This is a genomic window from Candidatus Williamhamiltonella endosymbiont of Tuberolachnus salignus, from assembly GCF_964019775.1.
Lineage (GTDB): Bacteria > Pseudomonadota > Gammaproteobacteria > Enterobacterales > Enterobacteriaceae > Hamiltonella > Hamiltonella defendens.
In genome coordinates, this window is record NZ_OZ026471.1 from 308,730 (window position 1) to 330,828 (window position 22,099).

Consider the following 22,099-nt stretch of genomic DNA (forward strand, 5'->3'; position numbering starts at 1 on the left):
TTTTTATTTATGTAAATAATGATGCAAATAAACTTGCATCTCAGATTCAGGAAGTTTATGAAACAAAGTTCAACGATTAAAATTTCATTTTTTTCATTCAGAAGAATGAGGGGAAAAATCCTGTTTTTTATTGATTCATCAATATAGACTTTTTTCAAAAAAAGTATTTTTTAACATAAGGAAACATCAATCATTTTTGGAGAATTTACAGCGAAATTCACATCACTTACACAAACAATTCAATCATTTTTTACCCCAACGACTACCACAGAGCCGCTTCCCAATCGAAGCGCTTACCCAGCTCGTCACATAATAGGACAGGACCTCAGAAAAAACCCTAAGAAAGTTTATAATAAAATAAACAAAAATGGCAAAGAGATTGAAGTAATTAAAGTGATTAAAGTGGAATAGATTGAAGGTGAAAATAAAAAAGTGATTAAAGTCATTGAATCTCATAAAAAGCACGAAAAACAAAAACAGATCGGTGAAGTAGAAGTATATGAAATAAAAAGAGATAGCGTTAATAAAATTATTGAAGTTGATTCAATAAAAATAGAACCTGATTTCACACTTAAAGAAATAGATAACCTGTTAATAAAAAAAGGTATCCGTTTTGATGGATCTGAATTAGCTGGCCTTGTAGACGAGTCAGACTTATTTGAAGCAAACAGTAAATTGTCTTCTAGAAAGCCAATACAATTGATGTCGAATTTTTATCGTGACAATCAAATAGCGCCTGTTTCGAGTCATCTTGCTCAAGATGTCGTTCAAGGAAATCCGATTTATGCTCCTCCAGCCTCTAAATTTTAAAGAAGCGGTTTAAAGATAGGTTCAGCACATCGAATAAGGCATCACAGTGCTGTTTGAATAAATAGAAATATGAAACGGGCAACCTGACGATTCTCCAGATTGCCCGTTTTTTTTTGTTTAAAATATCAGTTTTCTGTGGATATAAGTTTCGCACAGAACTGATTTGGGTGAGCTATAAAAGCACGAGGGAGGTACAGACACCCCTTCATTCTACCCCTTCGGCGTTTTGGACCAGTGTATTTCCCTATTCGGATTTGCCGACAGGGTGTGTTAATCTTCGAGGCTCAGGCCGCTATGACGATATCATTAAAGACAATATTGAGGGGCCAGTTTTCGTGGGCGACGTGGAGTTGTCCGTACAGTATGAAACACCAGGATAAACAGAGTATGTATAGTAATGAAGACATTGAATCCGCGGTGAATGCAGAAATTATCAGCTCTCAGACGGCTTATGCATTACGTAAGCATATTGAGAGTCGACAAAAAACATCAGCAGTAGATGAAGAGCATTTTCGACTGATCACAGGTTTCAATGATATTTTTGTCGTGATTGCCAGTCTTTTATTATTAGTATCCACAGAAATAATTGTTGGCAAACTTCATGACAGTCTTGGTCTATTAGCATCTGCCACTATGGCATGGGGGCTGTCGGAATATTTTATCCGCAAGCGGTGTATGGCATTGCCTGCAATAATACTATCATTGGCTTTTGTGATCAGTGTCGGCCTTTCGTCTGTTTATTTGGTTCAAAACCCTTCTATTAGATTGTTTAGTATCAGTTTACTGATGAGTTTGGCTGCATGGTGCCATTGGCGACGTTTTCATGTCCCTATCACAGTGGCTGCTGGTACAGGTGCGGTCGCTTGTGGATTTTTGTATACTTTGTGGTTGGAATTTCCAGAGATACAAAACAATATACCGTTGTTTTCAATGCTGATTTTTTTGATAGGGTTACTTGTTTTTAGCTTGGCTATGTATTGGGATGCTTTGGATATTCAGCGTCAAACTCGTCGCACTGATGTCGCGTTCTGGCTACATTTATTGGCCGCGCCACTGCTGGTACACCCTGTATTCATTATGATTGGAGTGACTTCGGGAGAGTTGGGGTTATTGCAAATGGTTTTGGTATTGATCATTTATATTCTGATAGCATTACTTTCTTTGACGATTGATCGGCGAGCTTTAATGGTTTCTGCACTTGGCTATGTGCTATATGTTTTTACGTCATTATTGAATAAAACAGCTGTTGAATTTACCAAAAGTTTTGCAGTGGTCGCATTTGTGCTGGGCGCAGCATTATTATTGTTGTCAGTATTTTGGCATCAGAGTCGTCGGTGGGTGTTATGTTTACTGCCATCATCCGTGGCACGCTACATCCCCCCTTGTAAGAGAAAGTGGCCATAATTAAAGTATGCTGGGTCTGTTAAATTCATCCGTAAAGGTAATGGTTCAACTGGTTTCCGATTTTACCTCTGAATATTTAGATAAAATATCCGTAGTCACCAGATCATTGTAAATTGAGAAGTCTGCCGCCAGAATTTAAGTTTTTTTATTGCAGTCCGAAAGCTTTTTCGGTGGCAAGTTCGTTGACTGTGTTTGGGATCTCATCCATAAAAAAATCGGCTCATGGTCACCGGCAGTCTGCTTGAAGGCATCATATTTTTCGATAAACTCTGTTGTTTCCGGGAAACTTGTGCCGAATAACTGCCGGCTTTTTTCAGGTCAACCCGGGACGATGAAGCAATTTGTTCATACCAGTTACGCCATAAATCAAGCCGTACATCTTCTATTTTTTAATGATCCTCCAGTGACCTTCAACCAGGAAGTTTTGAATGAAAAATATCGAAATTCGAGGTGCTCGCACTCACAATCTGAACAATATAACATTGACCATTCCTAGAGATAAATTGATTGTGATTACAGGATTATCTGGCTCTGGCAAATCTTCGTTAGCTTTCGATACTTTATATGCTGAAGGTCAACGCCGTTATGTGGAATCTCTTTCGTCTTATGCGCGCCAATTTTTATCATTAATGGAAAAACCTGATGTCGAACACATAGAAGGTCTCTCCCCCGCTATTTCTATCGAACAAAAATCAACTTCACATAATCCTCGTTCGACTGTGGGTACGATTACTGAAATTCATGATTATCTGCGTCTATTATTTGCTCGAGTGGGGGAACCCCGTTGCCCAGAACACAATTTATCGCTCACAGCTCAAACCGTGAGCCAAATGGTAGATCATATCATGGCCCAACCCACAGGGCGTCGTTTGATGTTATTAGCGCCATTAGTGAATAACCGAAAAGGTGAACAGGCTAAAATTTTAAAAAATTTAGTGACCCAAGGCTATCTTCGCGTACGGATCAATGGTGAGATACATGAGCTGTTAAATATACCGACATTAGATCCACACAAAAAACATTCTATTGAAGTGGTGGTTGATCGTTTTAAAGTGCGTCCTGATATGGCTCAACGTTTGGCAGAATCTTTTGAGACCGCATTAGAATTATCGGGAGGCACCGCTGTTATCGCTGATATGGACTCTCCAAAATCAAAAGAGCTTCTGTTTTCTGATAATTTTGCCTGCTCTCTATGTCATTATAGTATCAGTGAACTCGAACCCCGCTTGTTCTCTTTTAATAACCCAGCTGGTGCCTGTCCAAGCTGTGATGGGTTAGGCGTTCAGCAATTTTTTGATCCCCAAAAACTGATTCAGAACGAAGAACTTTCCTTAGCCGGTGGGGCAATTGTAGGTTGGGATCGCCGTCATTCTTATTATTTTCAAATGCTCAATTCTTTGGCAAATTATTATCAATTTGATATTCAAACACCCTTTCGGGTTTTAAAAAGTCATATAAAAAAAGCGATTTTATATGGTTCTGGAAACGAAACTATCAGTTTCAAATATGTGAATGATCGAGGTGATACCACAATAAGATGTTATCCATTTGAGGGTATTCTCAATAATATAGAGCGTCGATATAAAGAAACTGAATCAATTGCCGTCCGTGAACAATTGGGCAAATTTATCAGTCATCGTTGTTGTACCTCCTGCCATGGCACTCGTCTACGTAAAGAAGCGCGTTACGTTTTTATAGAAGAGAAGAGCATTTCAGAGCTTTCTGATCTCAGTATTGCCGAAGCATTGCTGTTTTTTGAAAGCATTCAGTTAATTGGGCAGCGCGCTCAAATTGCAGAAAAAATTTTGCAGGAAATCAGAGACAGACTGAAATTTTTAGTCAGTGTGGGACTAAATTATCTTTCACTTTCACGTTCTGCTGAAACCTTATCGGGTGGTGAAGCCCAGCGTATTCGTTTGGCAAGCCAAATCGGGGCGGGTTTAATGGGGGTCATGTATGTATTGGATGAGCCTTCTATCGGTTTGCATCAAAGAGATAATCAAAGATTAATCAATACCTTGATTTATTTACGTGATTTAGGAAATACAGTGATTGTGGTGGAGCACGATGAAGACGCTATTCGTACCGCCGATCATGTGATTGACATCGGTCCTGGTGCCGGCGTTCATGGAGGAAAAGTGGTAGCTGAAGGAACAGTGGAAGATATTATGGCGGCGGCTAAATCTGTAACGGGGCAATTTCTCAGTGGGCGACGAAAAATTATCATTCCATCTCAGCGTGTTGCAGCAGATCACAAGAAAGTACTTAAGTTAACCGGTGCCGAAGGCAATAATCTCAAAAACATCACTTTAATATTGCCTGTGGGTTTATTGATTTGTGTGACGGGAGTGTCGGGTTCGGGTAAATCAACCCTGATCAATGACACCCTTTATCCTATTGCTCAGCGTGAACTCAATGGTGCCACTGAGACTCAGCCTGCTCGTTATCGTAAAATTGAAGGATTAGAACATTTTGATAAAGTGATCGATATTGATCAAAGCCCAATTGGCCGCACACCTCGATCGAATCCAGCCACTTATACGGGTGTTTTCACGCCTGTTCGTGAGTTATTTGCGGCGGTTCCTGAATCACGGAGCAGGGGTTATAAGGCGGGACGTTTTAGTTTTAATGTGAAAGGGGGTCGTTGTGAAGCCTGTCAAGGAGATGGACTGATTAAGGTAGAGATGCATTTTTTGCCTGATGTTTATGTGCAGTGTGATCACTGTAAAGGGAAACGTTATAACCGTGAAACTTTGGAGATCAAATATAAAGGAAAAAATATACATCAAGTACTGGATATGACGGTTGAAGAATCTTTAAATTTTTTTCAAGCTGTGCCTGTGTTAACAAGCAAATTACAGACGTTAACAGAAGTGGGTTTATCTTATATTCGTCTGGGCCAATCAGCGACGACGCTTTCTGGAGGAGAGGCGCAACGGATAAAATTATCGCGTGAACTTTCAAAACGTGCGACAGGAAAGACGCTATATATATTGGATGAGCCAACAACGGGATTACATTTTGCGGACATAGAGCAATTATTATCGGTATTACACAGACTCCGGGATCAGGGGAATACGATTGTGGTGATTGAGCATAATCTGGATGTGATTAAAACAGCAGATTGGATTGTAGATTTAGGGCCTGAAGGCGGTAATGGGGGTGGGCACATTTTGGTTTCAGGCACGCCAGAAGAAATCGTAGAATGTACAGATTCTCATACTGCTCGTTTTTTAAAGCCTTTATTACATAAAAAATAAATCATACTTTCATTTTTACCTACATAATATGGACAAATATTGATTTCACCTTTTTTATAGAGATATTTAAGGCAAATGGGGTTGGCTTAAATACTCTTCGCTCTGCATTTCCTTCAGTCTTGATACACAACGCCGATATTCAAATGTAAGATGTTCCCCCTGATAAAGTTCAGATATAGGCACTTGAGCAGAAATGATTAATTTCACCTTTCTTTCATAAAATTCATCAATTAAAGCTAAAAAACGTCGTGCAGTATTGTCATCGGTTTTTGCTGCCGGCCCTATCCCCATGACGACTACATTATGGAGTAGAACTGTGTGATATAAGCGGGATAATAAAACGTAATCAGAGGAACTGCGAGGCTCTATGCATAAAACAAAAAAATCAATCGCTAATAGACCTTCTGTGACACGAATCGCTTTCAAAAAACGGTGATTGATATTAAGTAAACACACCTGATCTTTTTGTTTTTTTGCCAATTTTATAAATAAATTGGACATGGCCTCTTCTGTTTTTTGATTTAATGGCGTGAAATATAAATAAGCGTTTTTAAGCGCTCGTTGTCGATAATCGATGTCTGAATCAAGATGAATGACATGACAATGTTTTTTTATCAAATCAATTGTGTGCATAAAGCGTGCGCGCTGTAGTCCATGATAATAAAGCTGATCGGGAGGAATATTTGAAGTAGCAATCAGGGTGATCCCACGAGAAAACAAGGCTTTTAATACTGTTGCCAATAACATGGCGTCAGTAATATCAGAAACAGAAAATTCATCGAAACAGAGAAGATCAGTTTGTGCTTTAAATCGGTCTGCTACTATTTCTAAAGGGTTTTGATGTCCAGCCAATTGCGTGAGCGCATCATGAATGATTAACATAAAACGGTGAAAATGGAGTCTCAATTTACGTTCAGTTTCTAAATGATGAAAAAACAGATCCATTAACCAGGTTTTACCTCGACCAACTCCTCCCCAAAGATACAAACCTTGTACCGGTGTCATCACCGTATTTTTTTCTTTACGAGAGAAACAGTTTAATAGTTTCCGGAATCGAGTATATTGAGTGGGTAATACAACAGGTCGATTGATCAGTTGACAAGCAATGCTCTCTAGCTCAGAAACCGCTTTCAATTGTTTTTCATCAACCTGAAAGTGTTGATCGGCTATCTCTTTTTGATAGTGGAATGTAAGATCATTTTTTTGCATGAAAATTCCATTCAAAGCCATCAGCAGTTATAGTCAATATCATTAATCAACATATTTGATTAAACAGTAAGATCAAAGAGGCCATCATGACTTGGGAATACGGATTAATCAGTTTCATTCTAGGTGTCGCTGTCGGTGCCTTGGGAATGCGTTTTTTAAACCCAAAACTGCGTGAACAAAAAATACTACAAACGCAATTAGAAAGAAATAAAGCTGATTTAGAACAATATCGTCAAGAATTAATAGATTATTTTGCACACAGTTCTGAATTACTCGATAATATGGCACAAGACTATCGTAAGTTGTATCAGCATATCGCAAAAAATTCGAACCAATTATTGCCTGATTTGCCATTAAAAAATAATTTATCACATCCGCCTTTAACAGAAGTTGATTCCATCAATCGTGCAGAGAAAATAAAAATCCCCCCGCGAGATTATTCTGATGGATCATCCGCTTTTACAGAAAATTCTAAATAATAAATTATTTATTGTCCGATTTGTTCTTCAATTTTCTTGATATCTAACCAATGTTTAAAACAATATGCTTAAAAAATTACTCTCTTCTGCTATTTTAGGGGTGGTTATTGGTGGGATTATTTTAATATTCACCTCCAAGTCTCCTTTCTCTTTTATTAAAAAAATCCCCTTTTTTAATTTTACTGACAATAAAACCCCTATTAGTTATGCACAAAGTGTTCAGACCGCCGCACCGGCAGTAGTGAATGTATATAACAGTAATATCAATCGGGCTCCTGAGCTGGGCTCTGGTGTTATTATGAGTCCCAAGGGTTATATTATTACCAATAAACATGTGATTAATCATGCAGATAAAATTATTGTGGCTTTACAGAACGGACAAATTTACGAAGCTTCGCTGGTAGGTTCAGATAGCTTAACAGATTTGGCGGTATTAAAAATTGATGCAGACAACCTTCACGTTATTCCAATGAATCAAAATCGTATCACTCATGTTGGAGATGTCGTCCTGGCGATAGGCAATCCTTATAATTTAGGCCAAACAATAACCCAGGGTATTATCAGCGCTACAGGTCGTGTGGGTTTGAGTGGCTCAGGGCGTCAAAATTTTTTACAAACCGATGCCTCAATTAATCAGGGTAATTCCGGGGGAGCCTTAGTGAATACCTTAGGTGAGCTGGTGGGTATCAATACGTTATCTGTTGATACCGCCAACAGCTATGGCCAAGTACCAGAAGGAATAGGATTTGCCATTCCAGCCGCTTTAGCCATCAAAGTGATGCATAAGTTGATCCTGAATGGGCGTGTTATTCGTGGTTATATTGGTATCGCAGGGAGCGATTATCCTCTATTTCATGATGATGATAACCAAAATCATTTCCGTGGGATTAAAGTCAATCATGTTTCACCCAATGGGCCTGCTGCTCTATCCGGAGTACAGAAAGGCGATATTATTTTAAGTGTGAATAATAAACGCAGCCATTCTACTATTGAGACCATGGACCAAGTAGCAGAAATCCCGCCTGGTAGCCAGATCCCTATCGTTGTTCTACGTAATGGTCAAAATATCACGTTAAACCTCACTATTATTGAAAACCCCTATAATTAGGCCTATTTAATCTATCTGCTTGATCAAATTTACCCAAAAACCGTTTAGCCGCCCGATTTTGAAAAAGGGCTATTGATAGATTGGCAACACGCCAGCTAATGACAAAATCTGTGACACAGCATTGATCAAACCAAAAAAAATAATAAAATAAATCATTATTTTACCCCCCGGCGCCTGGTAAACCGATTTCTTAAAACGCAGACGGCTGGCTCTGACCATTAATGCCGGAATGATCACTGCCCATAAAGTAGCGGCCAAACCAGCAAAACCAATGGCATATAAAAATCCGTCAGGAAAAAAGAAAGCAGCAACGGTAGGAGGTAAAAATGTCACTAAAGCAGATTTCGTGCGGCCCCAGCTGTCATCAGAAAATGAGAAAAAATCAGAGATATAATCAAATAAACCTAAAGAAACGCCTAAAAATGAGCTCACCAACGCCATATAAGAAAAAGCATTTAATAATTGACGAGTGATATCGGTATCAGAAAAGCTATCTATTTGTTTGAGCAAACTACTGATATTCCCACCTTCTGTGATCACCTGTTTAAAAGATTCTCTCGGAATATTTCCCTGTATGACGTATTGCCAAATTAAATAAATGATTAATGCTATCAAGGTGCCAAAAAAGAGACTTTTTACGACACAATCGCTGTTTTTATGATAATACTTAACCAGGCCAGGCACATTGCCATGGTAACCGAAAGAACTTAATAAATAGGGTAAACTGATCAGTGCATAAGGCAAGTATTGCGTGGGCTCAATATTCTGAGGAAAGAGTATAGCCGTCTCTACACGAAAAAATAGCTGGCCAACAGAGAGAATAAAGGTAATCACCATAGCCCCTATTAAAAAGGTACTTAAGCGATCGACCATTCGAGTCGATAACCACACGATAAAAGCCACGACGACAGAGAAACACATACCTGCAGCAGATTGGCTAACATTAAAGATCCCAGAAAAAGTATGAAAAATAATGGAACTGCCCGCAGAAATATAAGCGTAAATCAGAATATACAGAACAAAAGCAATAGAAAGCCCGTTGATGCAGCTCCATATTCGACCTAATAGATCTTTTGTCATGCGATAAAAACTCGCCCCGACAGAATAATGAAGATTCACCTCTAGAATCATCAAACCAGAAATGAGCATGCATGCCCAGGTATAAATCAGCAAAAAGACAGATCCATTGAACCAGACACCCGCCGTAACAATAGGAATAGAAAACATGCCTGCTCCGATTGTAGTGCCGGCAATAATCATACTGCCCCCTAATAGGGAAGGTATTTTTTTTATTGGATTGATGGACATGCTTTACTCCAGAAAAATCAGTTTTTGATTATCTCGTTTTTATTTCGTTGTACTATTTAATAGTGTGTCTTTAAATAAACATTGTAAATCAAAAAATAGGTTAGACTTACTTGAAAAACCGTAGTAAAGGCAAGCCAGTTATTCGTCGATTTTGAAATAAAGGTCTCTTGTATTAATTGATACTTTTACTAGTGATGTCATTTTTTACCTTCCAGAGTAGGGAGAGTCTATGTTCCAGTTGTCAATAGAAAACATTCATTTGGATTGCCATGCTTCAAACAAAATTGAAGCAATAAAACAAGTGGCAAAAGCATTAGCACTAGCAGGAGAAGTTGACGAGAGTTATGTCAAAGATATGATCCAACGCGAAGAACAAATTTCAACCTATCTTGGCAATGGAATCGCTATCCCACATGGCACAACTGAAAGCCGTGCTTTAATAAAAAAAACAGGGATACAAGTATTTCAATTCCCCAAAGGAATTGAGTGGGATGTCGATCACATTGCTTATATTGTGATTGGAATTGCCGCTCATTCTGATGAGCATCTGTCTTTACTAAGACAACTAACTTACGTACTAAATGACAATGCAGTCGCTAAAAAATTAGCTCAAACCAAGTCAGCAACAGAATTAAGATCGCTATTAATAGGAGAAACAAAAAATCCTGATCTTTTCTTTGATATTTCGCTGATTGCTTTAGATGTGCCCACAGAAAATATGACCACACTAAAAGCATTAAATGCGGGTCGTTTAAAAGAAATCTCCTCAGTGGATGAACACTTTGTCAGTGAAGTGATTCTTCAATCGCCCGTCCATCTTGGAGAAGGTATTTGGTTAAGTGATACCACAAAAGGTAACCTTCTCAGTGCTATCGCGATAAGCCGTCCATTAACTCCTTTTAAACATGATGATCAGGAGGTGAGCTTGCTGCTGACTGTATCTGCAGCCGACGACAAACCCAAGAGGGTTTTAGCTTACCTGGGCCAATTATTGTTAACAAAAAAAGCCGGCTTATTGTTAAAAGCGGATGCCAGCACTTTGCTATCTTTATTGACAAGCGATTATATAGACTCTACTCAAACGGTCAGTGCAGAATTTGTGATCCAAAATAAACATGGGTTACATACACGCCCTGCCACCTTGCTGGTGAATCTGATCAAACAATTTAACAGTGAGATCAACGTTGCTAATCTAAATGGCACAGGTAAAAAAGTGAATGCCTGCAGCTTAATGAAAGTGGTCGGATTAGGGTGTAAGCAAGGTCATCGCTTACAGTTTACTGCTCAGGGTGAAGATGCTTCTACGGCATTAAAGGAAATAGGCAAGGCGATTACGTCTGGTTTAGGGGAGACATTGGCTTGAAAAAAAATCACATTCTTACTTTTACATTGAACCCTGCTTACGATTTGATGGGCTCCTGCAAAAAAATAGAATATGGCGAAGTGAATCGTATTCAAACCCATGGCTTATATGCCGCAGGAAAAGGCATCAATGTTGCTAAAGTACTCAGAGACCTCGGTATGCCAGTCACTGTCAGTGGTTTTTTGGGGGAAGAAAATAAAGAAGGATTTTCTTCAAAAATATTAGGGATGCCCGCACAGTTTCACACTGTGCCAGGTAGAACACGTATTAACATGAAATTAACTGATGCAGAGAACATCAGCACGGATTTTAATTTTTCTGGTTTTGAAATCAATTCGAAAAATTGGGAGGATTTTTATTCTCATTCAATGAATATCTTAAATAATGTCAATCTCGTCGTGGTGAGTGGCAGTTTACCTATAGGGATTGATATTCATGATTTTAGTCTATGGATAAAGGCAGTTAAAGAAAAGTGCCCTCGTCTGGTATTTGACAGCAGTGGGGAAGCATTAAAAATCGGTTTAAAAGTATTACCCTGGCTTGTAAAACCGAATCTCTCTGAATTAAAAATATGGGCGGGCGTTGATTTATCTCATTTTTCAGATGTCGTGGCAGCAGCCAAAAAATTGCATCAAGAAGGCATCGAACATGTCATCGTGTCTCTGGGGGATGAAGGCGCTATTTGGATTTATAAAGATGGAGGGTATTTTGCCTCTGCTCCTGCCTGTAAAGTGGTCAGTACCGTAGGAGCTGGAGATTCGATGGTTGCGGGTTTAATTTATGGGTTGCTTACAGGTAAAACTTATGCACATAGCTTACGTCTGGCCACAGCCATATCCTGTATCACTGTCAGTCAAAGCGGTGTCGGTATTGATGATATTGATAAGCTCGATGCCATGATGGCTCGAGTCAATCTACAACCCTTGAGTTAATTGGAGATATCATGAAAACATTATTAATCATAGACAGCCATTACGGGCCAGCCAGCCAATATCTGGCTGAATGGATGTTAAAAACCAGCGCAGATAAATTACAATTGCATTTTGTAGAAAAGCCAGACGATGCAGAGTTGATTATTGCCGTTGGTGCAGTTAGAGACGAATTTGGTGTATTTGAAAATAAAAAATTATTTACAGGCTCATTAGAATCAGCACTAAATGATCCTGACGTTTTTTTAAAACAGGCTCTATCTGAAGCAAAAATGTATCAAGCTGAAGCAAAAATGTATCAAGCCTCTGAAAAAACCCCCGACCTTTCTCACCAAACAAAACGTATTGTTGCAATCACAGCCTGTCCTACTGGTGTTGCTCATACCTTTATGGCTGCAGAAGCGATTGAATCAGAAGCCCACAAACGAAATTTTTGGGTCAAAGTGGAAACAAGAGGTTCGGTCGGTGCCGCTAATACTCTCACGGCCGAAGACATTGAAGCCGCTGATTTGGTTATCGTTGCTGCGGATATCGAAGTCAATCTGGATAAATTTCAAGGAAAACGGTTGTACCGTACTTCCACATCTTCAGCATTAAAAAAAACCGCTCAAGAGTTCGATCATGCTTTAGCCACATCAGAGATTTATCATTCTCCTTCCCAGCACGCAAAACCATCTCACAGCCGGACAGATCAAGGTCAGGGTATATATGGTCATTTGCTGACCGGAGTGTCTTATATGCTTCCCATGGTGGTTGCTGGTGGGTTGTGTATCGCGCTTTCTTTTATATTTGGCATCAAAGCATTTGAAACGCCAGGGACACTTGCCGCCGCCTTAATGCAAATCGGGGGCGCTTCTGCTTTTGCTTTGATGGTGCCCGTGTTAGCCGGTTTTATTGCTTTTTCTATTGCTGATCGTCCCGGTTTAACACCGGGACTGATTGGGGGCATGTTGGCGGTCAGTACAGGCGCTGGATTTTTAGGGGGCATCATTGCCGGTTTTCTTGCAGGTTATGTCTCAAAAATCATCAGCACGAAATTATATCTCCCTTCTAGCATGAACGCGTTAAAACCTATTCTTATCATTCCATTAATAAGCAGCCTTATTGTTGGTCTTATCATGATCTATCTGATCGGCGAACCTGTTGCTCAAATCATGGCAGCGCTGACAAGCTGGTTAGAAGCCATAGAAACGGCTAATGCGGTTCTGCTAGGTGCGATTTTGGGAGGAATGATGTGTTCAGACATGGGAGGACCGGTGAATAAAGCGGCTTATTCTTTTGGGGTTGCTCTCTTAAGTTCCTCGGTTTATGCGCCGATGGCGGCGATTATGTCCGCAGGGATGGTGCCCCCACTGGCGATGGGGCTAGCGACATTTCTGGCTAGGCATAAATTTGAAACCAGCGAACGAGAGGCAGGGAAAGCCGCTTTGGTGTTGGGTTTGTGTTTTGTTTCTGAAGGTGCGATTCCCTTTGCAGCCAGAGATCCGATGAGAGTATTGCCCTGCTGTATCGCCGGAGGCGCTTTAACAGGGGCGCTCTCGATGATGTTTGGCGCAAAATTAATGGCACCCCATGGTGGATTATTTGTTTTAATGATCCCAGGTGCGATTCATCCTGCGATCCTTTATTTAGTGGCTATTTTGGCCGGCACAGTATTGACTGGAATACTTTATGCTATTTTAAAATCGCGGAATGCGCCTCTGGTTACAGAGGCTTAATTTTAAAAAAATTTTTAAGAGTGATTTTTTAAAGTACTGGGATCGTTTTCATCGATCTTTAACAGAGACATTTTTGATTATGCCTTCTACAGAAAAAGATAAAGAACCTTCAACGTTTTCAGAAAAGCGCTCTAATATTAAAAAATCTCATAAATTAGATGAGGTTTGTTACGATATTCGTGGCCCTGTCTTAAAAGAAGCGAAACGTCTTGAAGAAGAAGGGCATCATGTTTTAAAGCTCCACATCGGCAACCCAGCGCCTTTTGGTTTCAATGCGCCTGAAGAAATTCTGGTCGATGTGATTCGTAATTTGCCGACGGCTCAAGGTTACTGTGATTCGAAAGGGCTGTATTCCGCTCGTAAAGCCATCATGCAACATTATCAAGCCCGAAACATGCACCATCTCACAGTAGAAGACATCTACATTGGGAATGGCGTTTCAGAGCTGATTGTTCAATCGATGCAGGCGTTATTAAATAATGGGGATGAAATGTTGATCCCTGCGCCAGATTATCCCTTGTGGACGGCAGCGGTTTCTCTTGCAAATGGAAAAGCGGTTCATTACCTCTGTGATGAAGGCGCTGACTGGTTTCCAGATCTGTGCGATATTCGTCGTAAAATTACGTCTTCTACGAAAGGGATTGTCATTATTAATCCCAATAATCCAACAGGATCAGTATATAGCAAAGCTTTATTATCAGAGATTGTAGAGATCGCCCGTCAGCATGATTTAATCATTTTTGCAGATGAAATTTATGACAAAATTCTTTACGATGGCGCGCAGCATCATTCCATTGCGGCTTTAGCGCCTGATTTGTTTACAGTGACGTTTAACGGATTATCGAAAACCTACAGAGTGGCAGGATTTCGACAAGGTTGGATGGTATTACATGGGCCTAAAAAACACGCAAAGGACTATATTGAAGGTTTGGAGATGTTGGCCTCGATGCGTTTGTGTGCCAATGTGCCGATGCAACATGCGATTCAGACGGCCATAGGGGGCTATCAAAGCATTAACGAATTGATTAAGCCCAAGGGCCGTTTGTACGAACAAAGAGAAATGGCGTGGCATCTGATCAATGAAATTCCTGGATTATCTTGTACTAAACCCGCTGGCGCACTTTATATGTTCCCCAAATTCGATACAAAACGGTTTCATTTGTACGATGACCAAAAAATGGTGTTAGATCTTCTTTTACAAGAGAAAGTCTTATTAGTGCATGGAAGGGCTTTTCATTGGCCTGAGCCCGATCATGTGCGTATCGTTATTTTGCCCGCCGTTAATGAATTGGCTCAGGGTATTAAAAAACTAAAACGATTTTTGTCTTCTTATCGTCAATAAATAAGACTTTTTTCAAAACTGTAGCCCAGCAAAACTGTTTACTAAAACGCGCAATAAATCAATCACAGCCCGGTTGTGGTTTTTTAACGAGGTCTATTATTTTTTCTCACTAAGGAACCGAGAATGCCAGTTATTACCCTGCCTGATGGCAGTACACGTCATTATGAACAATCGCTTTCTGTGCTTGATGTCGCTCTCGACATTCATCCTCGTTTAGCCAAATCCTGCATTGCGGGGCGTTTTAATGATCAATTGATCGATGCCTGTGATTTGCTCAGTGTCGATGGAAAACTTCAAATTATCACCCCTTCAGATGGCGAGGCGGTCGAAATTATTCGCCATTCTTGTGCTCATTTATTAGGTCATGCGGTAAAGCAACTCTGGCCAGAGACAAAAATGGCCATAGGCCCTGTGATAGAAAATGGCTTTTATTACGATTTAGACATTGAAAGCCCTTTGACGCAGGAAGATTTAGAGCTTTTAGAAAAACGAATGCACGAACTGGCGCATAAAAATTACACAGTGATCAAAAAAAAAGTCAGCTGGCAAAAAGCGCGAGATACTTTTTCTAAACGAGGTGAATCTTACAAAATCGCCATTTTAGATGAAAATATTGATAGCAGCGATCAGCCAAACTTGTATTTTCATGAAGAATATATCGACATGTGTCGTGGCCCTCATGTTCCCAATATGAGCTTTTGCCATTACTTCAAATTACAGAAAACCTCTGGTGCCTATTGGCGAGGTGATAGTAAAAACAAAACATTGCAACGCGTTTACGGCACAGCCTGGAGCGATAAAAAACAACTTGATGCTTATTTAAATAGATTAGAAGAAGCCACCAAACGTGATCATCGAAAAATCGGTAAGACACAGGATCTGTATCATTTCCAGGAAGAAGCGCCAGGCATGGTGTTTTGGCATGAAAACGGTTGGATAGTTTTTCGTGAATTGGAAACTTTAATACGTGAAAAACTAAAAGAGTACGAATATCAAGAAGTGAAAGGCCCATTCATGATGGATCGCGTGCTCTGGGAAAAAACAGGGCATTGGGAAAATTACAGCGAACATATGTTCACTACCTTGTCTGAAAATCGAGAATACTGCATCAAACCTATGAACTGCCCAGGACATCTCGAAATATTTAAGCAAGGCCTGAAATCCTATCGTGATTTACCCTTGCGGATGGCTGAATTCGGCAGTTGTCATCGTAATGAACCTTCGGGAGCCTTGCACGGCTTAATGCGCGTCAGAGGATTTACTCAAGATGATGCGCATATTTTTTGTACAGAGAAACAAGTACGCAAAGAAGTCAGCAATTGCATCAAAATGACTTATGATATCTACCAGACCTTTGGCTTTAAAAAGATCGCTGTGAAGCTATCGACCCGTCCAGAAAAACGGATTGGTTCAGACGAAATCTGGACGCAAGCAGAGGAAGATTTAGCTTCTGTGTTAAAAGAGCAAGGAATGACCTTTGAATTACAGCCAGGAGAAGGCGCTTTTTATGGTCCAAAAATTGAGTTTACGCTCTATGATTGTTTGGATCGTGCCTGGCAGTGTGGTACGGTTCAGCTCGATTTTTCATTACCTGTTCGTCTCAATGCATTTTATATTGATGAAAACAGTGAACGTCAGGTCCCTGTGATGATTCATCGTGCGATTCTCGGTTCAATAGAGCGTTTTATAGGGATCTTGACAGAAGAGTATGCCGGTTTTTTCCCAGTTTGGCTGGCGCCAGTGCAGGTGATGCTGATCAATATTACGGAAAAACAGTCTGATTATGTCAAAAAAGTAGCAAAAAACTTGCAACAGTTGGGCGTTCGGGCAAAAGTAGACTTGAGAAACGAGAAGATTGGCTTTAAAATCCGCCAGCATACTTTATATAGAATTCCATATATATTGGTTTGTGGTGATAAAGAGGTTGAATCAAATCAGATTGCCGTTCGTACTCACAGTGGCAAAGATTTGGGATCTTTTTCTGTTAACGTATTCGCAGACAAGCTACTGGAAGAAATCAGTAGCCGTTGTCTTCATTAACTTGGAGGAAAAAAGTATTAAACCCGGAAAAAGAGTTCCATTAGCGCGTCCTAATCGTATTAATAAAGAGATTCGCGTCCCAGAAGTCCGTTTAACGGGCATAGAGGGAGAGCAAATTGGCATTGTCAGTATTGCTGTTGCTCTACAAAAAGCGGAAGAAGCCGGCGTCGACTTGGTAGAAATCAGTCCGAACGCAGATCCGCCTGTTTGTCGCGTTATGGATTACGGCAAATTTCTTTATGAAAAAAGCAAATCAATCAAAGATCAGAAAAAAAAGCAACGTGTCATTCAGGTGAAGGAAGTGAAGTTTCGTCCTGGCACCGATGAAGGGGACTATCAGGTTAAATTACGCAGCCTGACTCGCTTTTTAGAAGAGGGAGATAAAGCAAAAATCACTTTACGTTTTCGTGGGCGCGAAATGGCACATCAACAAATTGGGATGGCCATGCTGGAACGTATTCGTAGAGATTTATGTGAATCTGAAAATAGTATTGCTCTTGTCGAATCTTTTCCTGCGAGAATTGAAGGCCGGCAAATCAGCATGGTGCTTGCACCAAAAAAAAAGCAGTAGGGCTAAAATCGAAGTGACAGGTTGTGAGGTCATAGCCTGTTCGCCTTGTCTGTTAACATAACAATTGACTCAAAGTCATCAAAAGTGAGTGATATTAATGCCAAAGATTAAAACAGTGCGCGCAGCGGCGAAGCGCTTTAAAAAAACAGCCAGCGGTGGCTTCAAACGTAAGCACGCGTATCTTCGTCATATTCTGACTAAAAAATCCACCAAACGTAAACGTCAGTTACGTCCTAAAGGGTTGGTATCTCAAAATGATATCGCTTCAGTCGTAGCCTGTTTGCCTTACGCATAACGTATTTTTTATGTTGAATATATAGACTAGGAGAAGCCAATGGCTCGAGTAAAACGCGGAGTGGTTGCACGTGCACGCCACAAAAAAATATTAAAACAGGCAAAAGGCTACTACGGTGCACGCTCTCGTGTATATCGTGTTGCTGTTCAGGCGGTCACCAAAGCAGGGCAATATGCCTACCGTGACCGTCGTCAACGCAAGCGTCAATTTCGTCAACTCTGGATCACACGTATTAATGCAGCCGCTCGTGAGCACGGTCTGTCTTATAGCTGCTTGATCAATGGTTTAAAGAAAGCCTTTATTGACATTGATCGTAAAATGTTAGCGGATATTGCGGTTTTTGATAAACCCAGCTTCGCGGCCTTGGCCAAAAAAGCAAAAGAGGCTTTAGTGTAAATTGAGATCAACAAATCGTTTCAAAAAGGGAGCTGGTCTCCCTTTTTCCGTTGAGCCATTTTAAAATGAATGGCATTTTTTAAATAACCTTCTATTTGTGGGCCCTGCTTCCTTCATACTCTCAACATCAAGAGAAAATAATGACAGATCTTTCAGATTTTGTGGCGAATGCTCAAAAAGAAATAAAAAACGCTCAAAATACGGAGGCATTGGATCTAATACGAGTCTCTTATTTCGGCAAAAAAGGACATTTTAGTACTCATATGGCCTCTTTGAGTCAGTTGTCCGTTGAAGATAGGCCTGCCGCAGGTCGTGTCATTAATCAAGCCAAAAAGCAAATACAACAATGGCTTGATACTCGAAAAAAAACACTACAATCTGAGTTGTTAGCGCGGCGTTTGTCTTCTGAAATCATTGACGTCTCATTGCCGGGTCGCCGATTACAACATGGCGGGCTCCATCCCGTGACACTGACCATTCAACGCATTGAATGTTTTTTTAAAAAATGGGGATTTTCCGTCGAATCAGGGCCAGAGATCGAAGACAGCGAACATAATTTTGATGCCCTCAACATTCCTTCTCATCATCCGGCTCGTACAGAGCAGGATACCTTTTGGTTTGATAGCGAGCGGCTATTAAGAACTCAGACTTCTGGTGTCCAAATTCGTACCATGAAAAAAAAAGGCCCTCCCCTTAGAGTCATCGCGCCTGGCCGCGTTTATCGTCATGATTACGATCAAACGCACACCCCCATGTTTCATCAAATGGAAGGATTGATCCTCGATTCAGACATCAGTTTTGCGAATTTAAAAAACACCTTGCAGTGTTTTTTGCAGTATTTTTTTCAAAAAGAGCTTCCGACTCGTTTTCGTCCTTCTTATTTTCCCTTTACTGAGCCTTCCGCAGAGGTTGATGTCATGACCCAAAATGGCGAATGGCTTGAAGTGTTGGGCTGTGGCATGGTGCATCCGAATATACTAACCCACCTGAATATTGATCCTGAACATTATTCAGGTTTTGCATTTGGAATGGGGATAGAACGTTTAGCCATGATAGCTTACGGTGTGACGGATTTAAGGGCTTTTTTTGAAAACGATGTCCGTTTCCTTAAACAGTTTAAATAAGGCATTGATTTTTTATGAAATTCAGCGAATTTTGGTTACGGGAATGGGTGCAGCCTGAAATCACTACAGAAATATTAAGCGAACAACTCACCATGGCCGGTTTGGAAGTAGAAACCGTTGAACCTGCCGCGCCTCCTTTTTCTGGTGTGCTGATTGGTCATGTGCTGGAATGCCATCCTCATCCGAATGCTGACAAATTAAAAGTCACTAAAATTCATCTGGGACAAGATAGATTATGCGATGTTGTCTGTGGTGCCCAAAATTGCCGGCAAGGCTTAAAGGTCGCGATCGCCACAATAGGCGCTGTGTTGCCCGGATCCTTCAAAATAAAAAAAACAAAACTCAGAGGCGTACTCTCTGAAGGCATGCTGTGTGCTTTTGATGAACTTGGGATCCCATCAGATGAAACGGGCATTATTGAGTTGCCTGAGAACGCACCAATTGGGATGAATTTTCGCGAATGGCTGCATCTCGATGACAATATTTTTCAAATCAATGTGACCCCTAACCGTGCTGATTGTTTAAGTATTTTAGGCGTGGCACGTGAAATCGCCACGATCAACCGCGTACCTTTGCTCGGACCCAATATCAATAAGGTCACAGAAAAAATTCAGGAAAAAAGATGGATTAGGGTAGAAGCCCCTGAGGCTTGTCCTCGTTATCTGGGACGAGTGATAAAAGGGATCTGTGTTAAAGCAAAAACGCCTTTCTGGATGCAAAAAAAACTTGAGCGTAGTGGCTTACGTTCGATTGATCCCGTGGTAGATGTCACTAATTACGTACTTTTAGAACTTGGACAACCGCTCCATGCGTTTGATTTAGAAAAAATCAAGCACGAAATTATTGTGCGTTGGGCAAAAGAAGGGGAAGAACTCACTCTACTTGATGGCCGTGCCCTACATCTGAATCCGAAAACACTGGTGATTGCAGATCACACCAAGGTCTTGGCATTAGCAGGGATTTTTGGCGGTCAGAATTCTGGGATCACTCAAAAAACCGAACACCTTTTTTTGGAATCCGCCTTTTTTCACCCGACAGCGATTGTGGCTCAGGCTCGTCAGTATGGGTTGCAAACAGAGGCGGCTCATCGTTATGAAAGAGGTGTTGATCCTCAATTACAATATAAAGCGATTGAGCGTGCGACTCAGTTATTGATAGAGATTTGTGGAGGCGAAGTCGGTCCAATTATTGATGTCAGCAGCCCAGCCATGCTCTCTAAAACACAACATATCACCCTGCGCAGCACAAAATTAGATCGTTTACTGGGGTATCAGATTGAGTTTGATCAGGCACTGGATATTTTGCAGCATCTTGGTTTTCAAATTCAGGAAAAAGAACATACGCAAGGGGCCTATCGTTTGCAATTGAGGCCGCCTAGTTGGCGTTTTGATATCGCTCTCGAAGAAGATGTGATAGAAGAAATCGCCCGTATTTATGGGTATCACCGTATTCCGGAGACACCCATAAAATCTGAGCTATCTATCGGGTCATCTTCTCAAAACGAATGCGCCCTCACTCGATTTAAAACATTGTTAACAGACAGAGGGTACCAAGAGGCCATCACTTACAGTTTTGTTGATCCTAAAATTCAATCCCTCTTGCATCCTGATGAAGACGCCCTTTTTTTACCCAATCCGATTTCTGCTGATATGTCTGTCATGCGATTGTCGCTCTTAACTGGCCTTCTTTGTGCCGTCGTTTACAACCAAAACCGCCAACAAACCACTGTGCGCCTTTTTGAAAGCGGGTTACGTTTTATTCCGGATAGCTCTCAACCTTTAGGAGTTAAGCAGGAGCAAGTGCTTTCAGGCATGATCACGGGGCAGCGTTTTCCCGAACATTGGGATTTTTCAAGCCAGCCTCTCGATTTTTACGATATGAAAGGGGATTTGGAAGCACTTTTAGATCTGAGCGGAAAATTACCTGTGATTCAATTTAAAGCGGAACCTCATTGTGCTTTACATCCAGGGCAAAGCGCCGCACTGTATCTCAACGAAGAAAAAATAGGATGGATGGGCCTCATCCATCCGAAATGTGCTCAAGCGTTAACCCTCAAAGAGAGCCCCCTCGTGTTTGAAATACAATGGAGAAAATTAACAGACTCTGTGACACCATGTGTTAAAAAAATTTCGCGTTTCCCTTCTAATCGACGAGATATTGCGATCATTGTTGATGAGAAGATCCCTGCGGAAGAAATCTTAAAAGAATGTAGAAAAGTTAGCGTAAATCAGATAGTTGACATAAACTTATTTGACCTTTATCAAGGTGAAGGGGTAAGCAAGGGCTATAAAAGTCTTGCTATCAGTTTAGTGTTGCAAGATTCGGAGCGCACGCTAGAGGAAGATGAGATAGCTGCTACCGTTTCGACATGTGTATCGGCTTTAAAAAAGAAATTTCAAGCATCCTTGAGGTAATTAACATGACCATTACTAAAGCTGATATTTTGGATGATATATCTGAAAAATTCGGTTTAGAGCCGAAAGAGAGTAAAGATCTTTTAGAATTATTTTTTGAAGAAATACGTTGTATTCTAGGGGATGAGGAGTGCTCTGCGCTTAAATTTTCTGGTTTCGGTAATTTTAATTTGAGAGATAAAAAAGCACGCCCGGGCCGTAATCCAAAAACCGGTGAAGATGTTCTTATTAAAAAACGCAGAGTCGTTACTTTTCATGCAGGGGAAAAATTAAAAACGTTGATTAAGAACGGTAATAAAAAATGCAGTAAGTTAAAAAATAATCAATAG

The 22,099-nt window shown here is 40.6% G+C and carries 20 protein-coding genes; 18 read left to right on the forward strand and 2 right to left on the reverse strand.

Features of this window, described 5'->3' with window-relative positions; all coding sequences use genetic code 11:
* The first annotated feature begins 5 nt into the window (after positions 1 to 5).
* The 5 genes from AACL23_RS10185 (at position 6) to uvrA (ending at position 5,474) form a co-directional block, all read left to right on the forward strand.
* The gene (locus AACL23_RS10185; protein ID WP_171967891.1) at positions 6 to 80 is read left to right on the forward strand and encodes a DUF1871 family protein; all 75 of its coding nucleotides are present in this window, start codon (positions 6 to 8) and stop codon (positions 78 to 80) included.
* 352 nt (positions 81 to 432) lie between these two features.
* Complete coding sequence (locus AACL23_RS01435) at positions 433 to 810, forward strand: hypothetical protein (RefSeq protein ID WP_171967705.1); 378 nt, start codon at positions 433 to 435, stop codon at positions 808 to 810.
* Positions 811 to 977: 167 nt separating this feature from the next.
* The gene (locus AACL23_RS01440; protein WP_171967706.1) at positions 978 to 1,190 is read left to right on the forward strand and encodes a hypothetical protein; all 213 of its coding nucleotides are present in this window, start codon (positions 978 to 980) and stop codon (positions 1,188 to 1,190) included.
* Between the two features lie 7 nt (positions 1,191 to 1,197).
* Positions 1,198 to 2,214, forward strand: a complete 1,017-nt coding sequence (locus AACL23_RS01445; RefSeq protein ID WP_339049669.1) for a hypothetical protein — start codon at positions 1,198 to 1,200, stop codon at positions 2,212 to 2,214.
* A gap of 428 nt (positions 2,215 to 2,642) precedes the next feature.
* Positions 2,643 to 5,474: an excinuclease ABC subunit UvrA gene (gene uvrA / locus AACL23_RS01450; protein WP_339049670.1), complete on the forward strand. Its 2,832-nt coding sequence runs from the start codon at positions 2,643 to 2,645 to the stop codon at positions 5,472 to 5,474.
* A 66-nt stretch (positions 5,475 to 5,540) separates the two neighbouring features.
* Here uvrA and zapE read toward each other — a convergent pair whose 3' ends face one another.
* Positions 5,541 to 6,683: a cell division protein ZapE gene (zapE, locus tag AACL23_RS01455; RefSeq protein ID WP_100096246.1), complete on the reverse strand. Its 1,143-nt coding sequence runs from the start codon at positions 6,681 to 6,683 to the stop codon at positions 5,541 to 5,543.
* An 86-nt stretch (positions 6,684 to 6,769) separates the two neighbouring features.
* Between zapE and zapG the strand changes: the two genes are divergently transcribed.
* Positions 6,770 to 7,162 carry a Z-ring associated protein ZapG gene (gene zapG / locus AACL23_RS01460; protein ID WP_100096245.1) on the forward strand — a complete coding sequence of 131 codons (393 nt, stop codon included), beginning with the start codon at positions 6,770 to 6,772 and terminating at the stop codon, positions 7,160 to 7,162.
* Between the two features lie 64 nt (positions 7,163 to 7,226).
* On the forward strand, positions 7,227 to 8,270 hold the full coding sequence (degS, locus tag AACL23_RS01465) for an outer membrane-stress sensor serine endopeptidase DegS (RefSeq protein ID WP_015874177.1): 1,044 nt from the start codon (positions 7,227 to 7,229) through the stop codon (positions 8,268 to 8,270).
* 69 nt (positions 8,271 to 8,339) lie between these two features.
* Here the strand turns inward: degS and mtr are convergent, their stop codons facing one another.
* Positions 8,340 to 9,578 carry a tryptophan permease gene (gene mtr, locus AACL23_RS01470; RefSeq protein WP_100096244.1) on the reverse strand — a complete coding sequence of 413 codons (1,239 nt, stop codon included), beginning with the start codon at positions 9,576 to 9,578 and terminating at the stop codon, positions 8,340 to 8,342.
* A gap of 229 nt (positions 9,579 to 9,807) precedes the next feature.
* Here mtr and fruB point away from each other — a divergent pair, with 229 nt between their 5' ends.
* The 11 genes from fruB to AACL23_RS01525 all read left to right on the forward strand — a co-directional run bounded on the left by fruB (position 9,808) and on the right by AACL23_RS01525 (position 22,099).
* Positions 9,808 to 10,941, forward strand: a complete 1,134-nt coding sequence (gene fruB, locus AACL23_RS01475; protein WP_339049672.1) for a fused PTS fructose transporter subunit IIA/HPr protein — start codon at positions 9,808 to 9,810, stop codon at positions 10,939 to 10,941.
* Entirely contained in the window at positions 10,938 to 11,873 is a 936-nt protein-coding gene (gene fruK, locus AACL23_RS01480; protein ID WP_339049674.1) for a 1-phosphofructokinase, read from the forward strand. Before fruB ends, fruK begins: the two co-directional genes overlap by 4 nt.
* Positions 11,874 to 11,884: 11 nt before the next feature.
* Positions 11,885 to 13,588 carry a PTS fructose transporter subunit IIBC gene (gene fruA, locus AACL23_RS01485; protein WP_339049676.1) on the forward strand — a complete coding sequence of 568 codons (1,704 nt, stop codon included), beginning with the start codon at positions 11,885 to 11,887 and terminating at the stop codon, positions 13,586 to 13,588.
* A 79-nt stretch (positions 13,589 to 13,667) separates the two neighbouring features.
* Entirely contained in the window at positions 13,668 to 14,930 is a 1,263-nt protein-coding gene (locus AACL23_RS01490) for a pyridoxal phosphate-dependent aminotransferase (protein WP_100097088.1), read from the forward strand.
* Between the two features lie 123 nt (positions 14,931 to 15,053).
* On the forward strand, positions 15,054 to 16,970 hold the full coding sequence (gene thrS / locus AACL23_RS01495; RefSeq protein ID WP_100096240.1) for a threonine--tRNA ligase: 1,917 nt from the start codon (positions 15,054 to 15,056) through the stop codon (positions 16,968 to 16,970).
* A gap of 16 nt (positions 16,971 to 16,986) precedes the next feature.
* Positions 16,987 to 17,541: a translation initiation factor IF-3 gene (gene infC, locus AACL23_RS01500; protein ID WP_100097087.1), complete on the forward strand. Its 555-nt coding sequence runs from the start codon at positions 16,987 to 16,989 to the stop codon at positions 17,539 to 17,541.
* A gap of 97 nt (positions 17,542 to 17,638) precedes the next feature.
* Positions 17,639 to 17,836 (forward strand): 50S ribosomal protein L35, encoded by a 198-nt coding sequence (gene rpmI, locus AACL23_RS01505; RefSeq protein ID WP_015874185.1) that lies wholly within the window; start codon positions 17,639 to 17,641, stop codon positions 17,834 to 17,836.
* 39 nt (positions 17,837 to 17,875) lie between these two features.
* Positions 17,876 to 18,232 (forward strand): 50S ribosomal protein L20, encoded by a 357-nt coding sequence (rplT, locus tag AACL23_RS01510; RefSeq protein ID WP_016857001.1) that lies wholly within the window; start codon positions 17,876 to 17,878, stop codon positions 18,230 to 18,232.
* Positions 18,233 to 18,372: 140 nt separating this feature from the next.
* Complete coding sequence (pheS, locus tag AACL23_RS01515) at positions 18,373 to 19,356, forward strand: phenylalanine--tRNA ligase subunit alpha (RefSeq protein ID WP_015874187.1); 984 nt, start codon at positions 18,373 to 18,375, stop codon at positions 19,354 to 19,356.
* A gap of 14 nt (positions 19,357 to 19,370) precedes the next feature.
* Positions 19,371 to 21,770 carry a phenylalanine--tRNA ligase subunit beta gene (gene pheT, locus AACL23_RS01520; RefSeq protein WP_100096239.1) on the forward strand — a complete coding sequence of 800 codons (2,400 nt, stop codon included), beginning with the start codon at positions 19,371 to 19,373 and terminating at the stop codon, positions 21,768 to 21,770.
* 5 nt (positions 21,771 to 21,775) lie between these two features.
* Positions 21,776 to 22,099, forward strand: coding sequence for an integration host factor subunit alpha (locus AACL23_RS01525; protein ID WP_100096238.1), 324 nt, complete (start codon positions 21,776 to 21,778; stop codon positions 22,097 to 22,099).

Bases quoted from the DNA above. Each gene is read 5' to 3' on its own strand.
- AACL23_RS01445 (WP_339049669.1), top strand. From the start codon at position 1,198: ATGTATAGTAATGAAGACATTGAATCCGCGGTGAATGCAGAAATTATC.
- uvrA (WP_339049670.1), top strand. From the start codon at position 2,643: ATGAAAAATATCGAAATTCGAGGTGCTCGCACTCACAATCTGAACAAT.
- zapE (WP_100096246.1), bottom strand. From the start codon at position 6,683: ATGCAAAAAAATGATCTTACATTCCACTATCAAAAAGAGATAGCCGAT.
- zapG (WP_100096245.1), top strand. From the start codon at position 6,770: ATGACTTGGGAATACGGATTAATCAGTTTCATTCTAGGTGTCGCTGTC.
- degS (WP_015874177.1), top strand. From the start codon at position 7,227: ATGCTTAAAAAATTACTCTCTTCTGCTATTTTAGGGGTGGTTATTGGT.
- mtr (WP_100096244.1), bottom strand. From the start codon at position 9,578: ATGTCCATCAATCCAATAAAAAAAATACCTTCCCTATTAGGGGGCAGT.
- fruB (WP_339049672.1), top strand. From the start codon at position 9,808: ATGTTCCAGTTGTCAATAGAAAACATTCATTTGGATTGCCATGCTTCA.
- fruA (WP_339049676.1), top strand. From the start codon at position 11,885: ATGAAAACATTATTAATCATAGACAGCCATTACGGGCCAGCCAGCCAA.
- AACL23_RS01490 (WP_100097088.1), top strand. From the start codon at position 13,668: ATGCCTTCTACAGAAAAAGATAAAGAACCTTCAACGTTTTCAGAAAAG.
- thrS (WP_100096240.1), top strand. From the start codon at position 15,054: ATGCCAGTTATTACCCTGCCTGATGGCAGTACACGTCATTATGAACAA.
- rpmI (WP_015874185.1), top strand. From the start codon at position 17,639: ATGCCAAAGATTAAAACAGTGCGCGCAGCGGCGAAGCGCTTTAAAAAA.
- rplT (WP_016857001.1), top strand. From the start codon at position 17,876: ATGGCTCGAGTAAAACGCGGAGTGGTTGCACGTGCACGCCACAAAAAA.
- pheS (WP_015874187.1), top strand. From the start codon at position 18,373: ATGACAGATCTTTCAGATTTTGTGGCGAATGCTCAAAAAGAAATAAAA.
- pheT (WP_100096239.1), top strand. From the start codon at position 19,371: ATGAAATTCAGCGAATTTTGGTTACGGGAATGGGTGCAGCCTGAAATC.
- AACL23_RS01525 (WP_100096238.1), top strand. From the start codon at position 21,776: ATGACCATTACTAAAGCTGATATTTTGGATGATATATCTGAAAAATTC.